Below are 9,363 nucleotides of genomic sequence, written 5' to 3'. Positions count from 1 at the left end.
AGCGTTGCTCAAACTGTTGGCGTTGGATATCAAGAAAGCGTTGCTCAAACTGTAGGGTGCGCACTGCGCACCTTACCCCAATTTTAACTCAAAACTATTACTACTCAAACTGTAGGGTGCGCACTGCGCACCTTACCCCAATTTTAACTCAAAACTATTACAAAACTTCCCTCGCCAAGTATTGTTGCAGCACTTCCGGCACTTTTACAGTTCCGTCTGGCTGCTGGTAATTCTCCAAAATAGCCGCCATTGTGCGGCCCACAGCTAAACCGGAACCGTTGAGCGCGTGAACGAATTGAGTGCCTTTTTTACCCGCTTCTTTAAAGCGAATATTTGCCCGCCGCGCCTGAAAATCTGCGACGTTGGAACAACTGGAAATCTCGCGGTATTTGCCCGCAGATGGCAGCCACACCTCTAAATCGTAGGTTTTGGCTGCCGCGAAACCTAAGTCGCCGGTACACAGTGCGATCGCCCGATAAGGCAATTTCAGCGCCTGTAAAACTCCCTCCGCATCCTGCACTAACTTTTCGTGCTCTGCCTCGGAGGTACTCGGATGCACGAGTTTTACCAATTCAACTTTATTAAATTGGTGCAATCGAATTAATCCCCTCGTATCTTTGCCGTAACTGCCAGCTTCGCGCCGAAAACAAGGAGTATAAGAACAGTGATAAATTGGCAACTGTTCTGCTGTCAAAATTTCCCCTCTGTACAAATTGACAACAGGAACTTCGGAAGTAGGAATCAGCCACAAATCGTCTTGGTCGCACTTGAAACTTTCTTCAGCAAATTTAGGTAATTGACCCGTAGCGGTCAGGGATTCAGTGTTAACTAAAAATGGGGGAATTACTTCTACATAACCAGCTTTTGTGTGGCGATCGAGCATGAATTGAATAAGCGCTCTTTCCAGGGCTGCACCAGCTCCAATTAAGCTCACAAAGCGGGGCTGAGCGATTTTTACTGCCCGTTCAAAGTTGATAATTCCTAATTTTTCGCCGATTTCCCAGTGCGGTAAAATACCGGGATTTTGGGGTATGTATTCGTCTCCCCAGCGCCGGATTTCGACGTTTTCCTCTTCATTTTTGCCGATCGGCGTTGACGGGCTCGGCAAGTTTGGCAGCGGTAGCAATAAAGCTTCTATTTGAGCTTTTAGGTCTTTTTCCTGTGCTTGCAGTTCGTTCGACTCGGTGCCGACTGCGTTGCCTTCTGCTTGCAAAGTCTGAATTTCGGGAGATTCGAGGGGTAAACCCGATTTTCTTTTTTGACCGATGAGTTTGGCAATTTCGTTGCTGCGGGCTTGCAGTTGCGATCGCTTGCCTTCCAACTCCCGCTGCTGTTTGTCTAATTGCAAAATCGGCTCGATTTCATAGTTACCTCCGCGCAGGTTGAGGCTTTCTTGCACGGCTTGCGGGTTTTCTCGGATTAATTTGAGGTCTAGCACAGATTTATTCTAAATCTTAAATTTTAGATCGGCTGGGACAGAACGAGATGATATAGAAGCTTTGTTAATCATTGGCATATTGAATCATAATTTATTCTGACTTAAAATCTTAGTTGGGTGTCACCCATGAAGGGTGACACCCCACAAATGTATGTTATAGTTGCCAATATTAGTAGATGCACCCTGATAATTTTCTACCCCAGCCAGCGATGGCAGGGGTTTTTTGTTGTGTGGCATGGAATTGAAGCCCTGGATGCACTATCAGTCTAAAAAACCCGGTTTCTCGCGATTATCGTCTCAAATGAGGCAATTACGTCAAGAAACTGGGTTTTTGTGTCCAAGACTAGGTTACTCAAATATCTTTCCGGTTAAAAGTTAAAGCCTGTGCGAAGCAACCAAACCCATTGAGTGTCGTTGCGGCTGTCATTCTCAGGATTAACAACGGCCCACACACCAGGGGTGATGGAAATGTTGTCGTTTACCTGAAAGCGATAGAAGGCTTCAATGTGATAGGAAGTATCTCGCTCGCGGCGCACATTACTGCTCGTCACGCGACCTGGCAAACCCACTAAAATCCCCGGTAGGTTGCCTTCACCTCCCACATCTGGGAAACTGATCCCGATCGCCCCATACACAATATCAGCGCGATCGTCGCCGTCAACATTTAGCAAAACCACGCCACCTCTACCATCAGAAACGCTGCTAACACCGGAATTTTCTGCATTGGCGCGACTATAAACGCCCCAACCGTGAACTTGCAACCGGGGAGCAAGGCGGTAGAATCCTTGTACGGCTACAGAATCGCTGGATGTAGCAATATTGTCCCCAAACGGTCGCGCAGCCAGAAAACTGCCCGTACCGCCTGTGAGGTCGGCTTTACCGCTTGGTGCAAAGGTACGAGAATAGGCTACGCCAATTGCTCCGCGATCGCCCCGGTAGGCAAGCTGAACCAGAGCGTTGTAGGAACCGTTGAATAAACCGTTACTTTGCTGCGAGAGATTGGGATTTCCTGCGATATAGCCCACAGTCAGGGTGAGGTTTTTGACGATCGTCCAGTTGACAGCAGCACCGCCACCTCCCCGGCGGTAGAGGGGATTGTATTGTCCGAACTTCGAGGGAATTCCCTCACTATCGCTGGCGATCGTTGGAGGAGTCAGCAAATCCGTAATATCGGGATACCCAACACCTGTCGGGCCCACGGTCAGCGCCAAATTAGAGGTCAGCGGGGTCACATACAATACGTGAGGGACGGTGATTGTGTTGTCGGTATTGCCATCAAAGTTCAAGGCCGTCATATTTGTACCCGTATTGTCGGCAATCCTGCCCAAGTTGCCGAATTCCAAACGGGTTCTCAGCATATCGCGACCGGTGAAACTGGTTTCAAAATTTAATCGCCCCCGGTTGGCAACAATAGTGTTGGTGCGATCGCGCGAATCCCCAACACTGTTGCCGGAGGTATCTGTTACCACCACGATAATTTCCGCATTCAACTTCGTCGTAGTCGAGAACTGATTCGCTTCTAGTTCTGCTGTGCGTGCATCGAGAGCATCGACTCGACCCCGCAACACCGATAATTCAGTTGCAAATTCTGCTTGCAGCTTTTGGACGATCGCTAAATCTTCCGCAGTAATCTGGTTGGTTGTTTCTGCGGCAATTAGTTCGCTAACTCGATCGAGACAGCTATTCAATCCTGCAGCAAATTCGTACCGCGTCAGCGCGCGGTTTCCTCTGTAAGTTCCGTCGGGATAACCGGCAATGCAGCCGTAGCGTTCAACTAGAGATTGCAGCGCCTGAAACGCCCAGTCAGTGGCTTTTACATCCGAGAGTTGAGAGACAGAATTCACCTGCGCGAAGGGTTTTTCTGTCAAGGTATTTAACGGTTCAGGAGCAACTAATCTATCAATTGGGGCCGCCAAACTAGGGGATGATATTAGTAGAAATACACCAGGTGTTCCGAGTATAAAAGCAGTAATCAGGTGAAAAAAATGCTGGATGTGCATAGGACAAAGCTCCGCATAAGGAACCGCTCGCCAGAATGAGCAATACAGCCACCTTCTAGACTGTTAGGACGTTCTTAATAACTGCAACCCTTGGTATTATTGCATTTGCCTTTTTCCTTCTTCCTTCCCCCCAAGGGGGGCAGGGGACTTCTTCCTTATTCCTTCTTCCTTCTTCCTTCTTCTATACCTTTACGCTGCGCTTGAACCGGTGCGAACTTTGTCAATCGTCACTGCGATAATTATCACCAGACCTTTGACAACTAACTGCCAGAAGAAAGACACGTTCATGAGAGTTAGTCCATTGTTTAGCAGGGCAATAATTAACGCCCCCAGCAAAGTACCCCAAATAGTGCCAATTCCACCTGTGAAACTGGTTCCTCCCAAAATTACAGCAGCGATCGCATCTAATTCGTAGCCTTGCCCCAACATCCCCGTCGCACTGTAGAGGCGCGAGGCGCTCATAATTCCACCTAAACCAGAAAGCAACCCACTCACGCCATAGACAAATAACAGCACGCGACTCACCTTAATACCTGTCAATCGTGCTGCCCGAATGTTACCTCCCACGGCATAAATATGCCTCCCTAGAACAGTCCGCCGCAAGACAAACCAACTCGCTAAAACTGCGAGAAAAGCGATAATAACTAACCAGGGAATTGGGCCGACATAATTGTTGCCTACCCAAGCAAAATTCAAATTTCTATTGATAACGGTAGTGCCGTTAGCGACTAAATAAGCAACTCCCCGCAAAGCTGTGTAAGAACCGAGGGTGACGATGAACGGAGGCAAACCTAAATAGGCAATTAACGAGCCGTTAAGTAATCCTAAAAATACTCCGGCTATTAACGCAGCCGGTACGGCAAACCAACCCAGACCTGGAACTAAGGAAACCAGTACCCCGACAACGGCAGTCACGCCCAAAATTGACCCGACAGAAAGGTCAATTCCCCCCGTCAAAATCACAAAAGTCATGCCGGTAGCTAGGACAATATTGATCGAGGCTTGCCGGATGACATTGATCAAATTTCCTACTGAAAGAAAGTTGGGCGTTACCAGGGAAAAAATGATACAGATGCCAACCAAAATCGGCAGGATACCGGCAACTTGGATGAAATTTTTCCAAGCTTGAGCTTTACTGGCTTTTTGGCGATCGCTTGATTGATTTCTGGTGCTTTTTACTTCTGTTTGACTCATGATTTTTTTACCTCTGTTGCCCCGGTGGCATAAGCCATAATGTTCTCTTGCGTAATTGCTTCCCCAGTCGATCCGCCTACTTCACCGACGAGGCTTCCTGCTCGCATCACTAAGACGCGATCGCTCATTCCCACAATTTCCGGCAGTTCGCTGGAAATCATTAAAATACCTACACCCTTGGCTGCCAAATCGCTAATAATTCGATAAATTTCGCTTTTTGCGCCAATGTCCACTCCTCGCGTTGGTTCATCTAACAAAAGTACCTTTGGGTTGATAGCCAACCAACGCGCTAGCAGCAACTTCTGCTGATTCCCCCCAGAAAGATCCATTGCCCTAATGCTCGGACTTGCAAGGCGAATTTGCAAATTATTAATAGCATCATTGACAATTTTCAACAGAAAATTTGAGTTAATAATGCCAGCTTTTGCTTCTCGATCGAGGACATTCATGGTGATATTTTCACCAGAAGTTGCCTCCAAAAATAGTCCTAGAGCCTTGCGATCTTCGGGCACGTAAGCAATTCCGGCGGCCATTGCTTCATTGGGTGTCGAGACATTCAGAGGACGATTTTCTAGTTTAATTTCACCGCTTGTCTTTCGATCGGCACCAAACATCAGGCGGGCAAGTTCTGTTCTGCCCGCGCCAACTAAACCAGCTAAACCCAGAATTTCGCCCGCATGAAGTTGAAAAGTGGCAGGCTTTACTTTGCGGCCGTCGCTTAAATTTGTTACCTCAAGAACAACAGCACCCGGTGTTATTTGATGCTTGTTTTCGTACAAATCCTGTAAAGAACGACCCACCATCATTTCCACCAAGCGATTGGCAGAAATTTCGTGCTTTTCCAAAGAGCCAATATACCCGCCGTCTCGGATGACGCTCACGCGATCGGCAAGAGCATAAATCTCTTCCATTCGGTGGCTGATATAAATAATAGCAATGCCCTCATTCCGCAAACGGCGAACCACTTCAAAAAGCTTATCTGTTTCGCGGTCTGAAAGTGCCGCTGTCGGCTCGTCCATCACTAAAATTCTGCTTTTATCTTTGAGTGCCCTAGCTATTTCCACTTGCTGCTGTTCGGCAATTGAAAGTGTGGAAACCAGGTCTCCAGCATCAAAACTTGCGTCGAGGTTTGTTAATACCTCAGCGGCCCTACGCCGCATTTCATCTTGGTCTAGAAATGTACCTCCTTTCTTCAGCTCGCTGCCCATAAAAATGTTTTCAGCAACTGTCAGATTGGGGGCGAGATTGAGTTCTTGATAAATAATGGCTATCCCTAAATTTCTGGCTTGACCGGGGTCTGTCATCTTAACAGCTTGACCGTCAATTCTGATTTCGCCTGCATCAGCTATGTAGGCTCCCGCCAGAATTTTCATCAGCGTACTTTTGCCCGCACCATTTTCCCCCATGAGGGCGTGGACTTCGCCCGGGTAAACGGTGATATTTACCTCGTGCAAGGCTATAAAACCGTTAAAGGTTTTTTTAATACCTTGCATTTCGAGGACGGGCTTGGTTTGGATTGAATTTTTAGTGCTATTTACCATCGCAAATACCGTAATTTTATGCTAATTACAAGTCGAGGTTGGCTCCATCAATTTGTGGAATTAATGGCAGCTCTATCTGTAGGGTGCGCATTGCGCACCTTACCCCTAGCAATAGCGGCAGGACTACTAAAACGAAGTATTTTTGCAAACAACTCGATTTCCCGCGAGTCCTAATTTATTCGCTGGTCCAGCCTTTATGTTGATGGACGTTTTCGCGAGTAATCAGCGCGACTGGAATCAGAATGTTTGGATTGGCTGGCTTGTTTCCTTTGAGAATGTTATTCCCGACTTCAACTGCCTTGGCTGCCATGCGAAATGGATCTTGAGCTGCTGTAGCCACAAATAAACTGTTGTTCTGCTTGAGCGCATCTAAAGCTTCAGGTGCACCATCGACTCCCACAATAAAGAATTCGCTTCTTTGTGCTTGTTTGGCTGCTAATTCTGCACCAATGGCACAGGGGTCATTAATTGCAAAAACAGCATCAATTTTCGGGAAGGAAGTAAGCAAATCGCTCATCACTCTTAACCCGCCATCGCGGCTGCCTTCTGCGTTCTGATCTTTGGAAAGAACCTTGAGATTGGGATATTTGGAGAAGACACTTTGGCACCCCTGAACTCGCTCGACGACTGAAGCGACGGGAGGCCCGTTGATAATCACAACGCTGCCTTTTCCTTTCAAGCGTGAGGCTATATATTGACAGCTTACTTCGCCAGCTTGCACGTTATTTGAAGTCACTGTGGCATCAACGCCTCCCTCGGCGGCGGTATCAACTGCAATTATCGGAATTCCGGCTTGCTTGGCTTTTTCGACAGCGGGTGCAATGCCTTTGGTGTCCGCAGCATTGAGTACAATCATGCTGACATTAGAGGCAATAAAGTTTTCGATTTGATTGAATTGCTGATTTAAATCGTCGCCGCTGGAAACGAGAGTTGTCCTCACGTTTGCACCGCCGATTTTCTTGGCTGCGGCCTCAGCGCCCTTGCCAACTTGTACGAAGAATGGATTGCCGAGGTCGCGGACTGCTACAGCAACTGATGAAAGTTCGGAGTTGCTTTTTTGCGTGCTGTTTTGAGCGTTCTGGGAAGTGGCTGTGCAACTTGCCAGAGTGCTGCTGAGTAGACTAAAAAGACTGAGTGCGATCGTTACTCGTTTCACCTCAAACTCCAATGAAGGCTCATTTGGAGAGAGTCGCTCGTAAATATGACCTTGCCAACCTAACATTAGCTTTGTTAGGTTTAAGCTCGAATACCTAATGTTTTAGGTGAGCGGCTTTTCTTTGTACATGATTGTACGAGATCGTGTTTATTTTCTGCTCGTAAAAACTTTTCACTCGGCTCGCCAGACTACTTTTGTTAACCGAAAAGATGAAGATTCAAACTATCTCCTCGATGCCAAAATAATCAACGATATTAATATTTTTTTAATGCTGTATGAGCATTAATTTTTTGGCAATGCGTGACAAATTTTTAGGAGGATATTTTCGACAAAATCTTTCAGAAATTGCTTTTAAAACCTGGCAGAGTCATATTAAATTTAACTCTCTATATTGGCTGATGATAACAGTTCAAACCTGGCTCTATATCTATCTTTGGATAGACAATACTTTTACCAAAGACTAAAAATGCGATATCCTCGATCGACACCATCTGCTAATCCTCAGTCTGCTCGGACGCGCCGCACCAACTTAATAAATCTTAAATTTTGATTGGGGTAGGATATTGTAAAAAATCATTAAGTTGACAGTCAATTATGGTAGATTATAGTAAACTATAAACAAAGTTTCGCATTTACCGATGCAGCCCGTTAAAAAGCCGTAATAAAAAAGCAGATAGTCCCTCAAAACCAACGGTGAGAGTAGACGAGTCGAGTATTGGGCTGTAAAACCTCCAACTACAGTCATTTTGACATGGTTTAAAAGCTTTGGATAATGGCGATCGCCCTTTTTGACAAAATCACTATACTGCAATATTTGTCTGCGCTGTCAATGGGTAAATCTGAAATGCGATCGGCAAATCACCTATTCTGTTTCCTAGAAATATTTGCCAGCGAAGGCGGCATTCAATCCTACGTTCAAGACATTCTCAAAGCTTACGTGTCAATAACCGCAAGGACAAACTTCCCGCGGCAAGCTGAAGTTTTGCTGTTGCGAGATTCCCCAGACTGCAACAATCCTTACGAGTCAAAAAATCTGAAATTTTATTACATCCAAACCGAGAATCCCTGGTTTGGTCGTCTTAATTTTGCTACAGTATTACTAACTCGATTGCTGCAAAAACGACCGCAGCGGGTTTTTTGCGGTCACATCAAACTCGCACCGCTAATTCAAATTCTGTGCCAACCCTTGGGAATTCCGTACACAATTTTAACTTACGGCAAGGAAGTTTGGGAACCGCTTGCTCCCAAATATCAAACAGCAATGAGACAAGCTGAGACTATTTGGACTATTAGCAAATACACGCGCGATCGCAGTTGCGAAATTAACCAATTAAACCCAGAAAAATTCCACATAGTGCCTTGTACTGTTGATGAAAATATATTTACCACTGGACAAAAGCCACAGGATTTATTAGAGCAGTACAATTTGGTTGGTGCTAAAATATTGATGACTGTAGCCAGATTGCGATCGACGGATATTTACAAAGGCGTCGATGTCACAATTCAAGCTTTGCCGCAAATAGCTAAAACTTTTCCGAATGTGAAATACTTAGTTATTGGACGCGGAGACGATCGATCTAGATTAGCCAAACTCGCTGATGATTTGGGAGTTACCGAAAGAGTAATATTTGCGGGTTTTGTACCGACAGATAATTTAGCAGCACATTACCAGTTGGCCGATGCTTATGTAATGCCCTCCCAGGAAGGCTTCGGTATAGTTTATTTGGAAGCGCTGGCTTGCGGAGTACCCGTACTGGCTGGAGACGCGGACGGGTCGGCAGATCCGCTGCAAGATGGTAAACTGGGATGGCGAGTTCCCCACCGAGATTCAGCAGCAGTAGCGGTTGCTTGTGTGGAAATGCTGCGAGGAGAGGATAAAAGGTGCGATCGCCACTGGTTGAGGGAACAAACCCTGGCAAGATTTAGTTTTGAATCCCTTTGTCAATCCTTACAAGGAATTTTTCAACCCTCTGACTCAGATTAACTTATGCCGTAGAGAGCGGTTTATGGGTGTACAATGGGAAAATTAACTCG

Annotated in this window: 6 protein-coding genes; 1 reads left to right on the top strand and 5 read right to left on the bottom strand. The window is 46.2% G+C overall.

Translation table 11 applies throughout. The features are described from left to right. Positions 1 to 157: 157 nt before the first annotated feature. The 5 genes from serS to QUB77_RS03560 all read right to left on the bottom strand — a co-directional run bounded on the left by serS (position 158) and on the right by QUB77_RS03560 (position 7,395). Positions 158 to 1,438, bottom strand: coding sequence for a serine--tRNA ligase (gene serS, locus QUB77_RS03580; RefSeq protein WP_333170227.1), 1,281 nt, complete (start codon positions 1,436 to 1,438; stop codon positions 158 to 160). Positions 1,439 to 1,806: 368 nt separating this feature from the next. Then, positions 1,807 to 3,438: an iron uptake porin gene (locus tag QUB77_RS03575; RefSeq protein ID WP_333170228.1), complete on the bottom strand. Its 1,632-nt coding sequence runs from the start codon at positions 3,436 to 3,438 to the stop codon at positions 1,807 to 1,809. A gap of 189 nt (positions 3,439 to 3,627) precedes the next feature. After that, positions 3,628 to 4,632, bottom strand: coding sequence for an ABC transporter permease subunit (locus QUB77_RS03570; RefSeq protein ID WP_333170229.1), 1,005 nt, complete (start codon positions 4,630 to 4,632; stop codon positions 3,628 to 3,630). After that, positions 4,629 to 6,173 carry a sugar ABC transporter ATP-binding protein gene (locus QUB77_RS03565; protein ID WP_333170230.1) on the bottom strand — a complete coding sequence of 515 codons (1,545 nt, stop codon included), beginning with the start codon at positions 6,171 to 6,173 and terminating at the stop codon, positions 4,629 to 4,631. Before QUB77_RS03565 ends, QUB77_RS03570 begins: the two co-directional genes overlap by 4 nt. 175 nt (positions 6,174 to 6,348) lie before the next feature. Next, on the bottom strand, positions 6,349 to 7,395 hold the full coding sequence (locus tag QUB77_RS03560) for an ABC transporter substrate-binding protein (protein WP_333170231.1): 1,047 nt from the start codon (positions 7,393 to 7,395) through the stop codon (positions 6,349 to 6,351). 763 nt (positions 7,396 to 8,158) lie between these two features. Between QUB77_RS03560 and QUB77_RS03555 the strand changes: the two genes are divergently transcribed. Next, positions 8,159 to 9,313, top strand: a complete 1,155-nt coding sequence (locus QUB77_RS03555) for a glycosyltransferase family 4 protein (protein ID WP_333170262.1) — start codon at positions 8,159 to 8,161, stop codon at positions 9,311 to 9,313. Positions 9,314 to 9,363: the final 50 nt, after the last annotated feature.

The organism is Microcoleus sp. AT9b-C3, assembly GCF_036705485.1.
GTDB lineage: Bacteria > Cyanobacteriota > Cyanobacteriia > Cyanobacteriales > Microcoleaceae > Microcoleus.
This window is presented reverse-complemented; position numbering and strand designations above follow the sequence as displayed.

Coding starts and splice junctions, on each gene's coding strand:
- QUB77_RS03560 (WP_333170231.1), bottom strand. CDS start 7,395: ATGTTAGGTTGGCAAGGTCATATTTACGAGCGACTCTCTCCAAATGAG.
- QUB77_RS03555 (WP_333170262.1), top strand. CDS start 8,159: ATGGGTAAATCTGAAATGCGATCGGCAAATCACCTATTCTGTTTCCTA.
- QUB77_RS03575 (WP_333170228.1), bottom strand. CDS start 3,438: ATGCACATCCAGCATTTTTTTCACCTGATTACTGCTTTTATACTCGGA.
- QUB77_RS03570 (WP_333170229.1), bottom strand. CDS start 4,632: ATGAGTCAAACAGAAGTAAAAAGCACCAGAAATCAATCAAGCGATCGC.
- QUB77_RS03565 (WP_333170230.1), bottom strand. CDS start 6,173: ATGGTAAATAGCACTAAAAATTCAATCCAAACCAAGCCCGTCCTCGAA.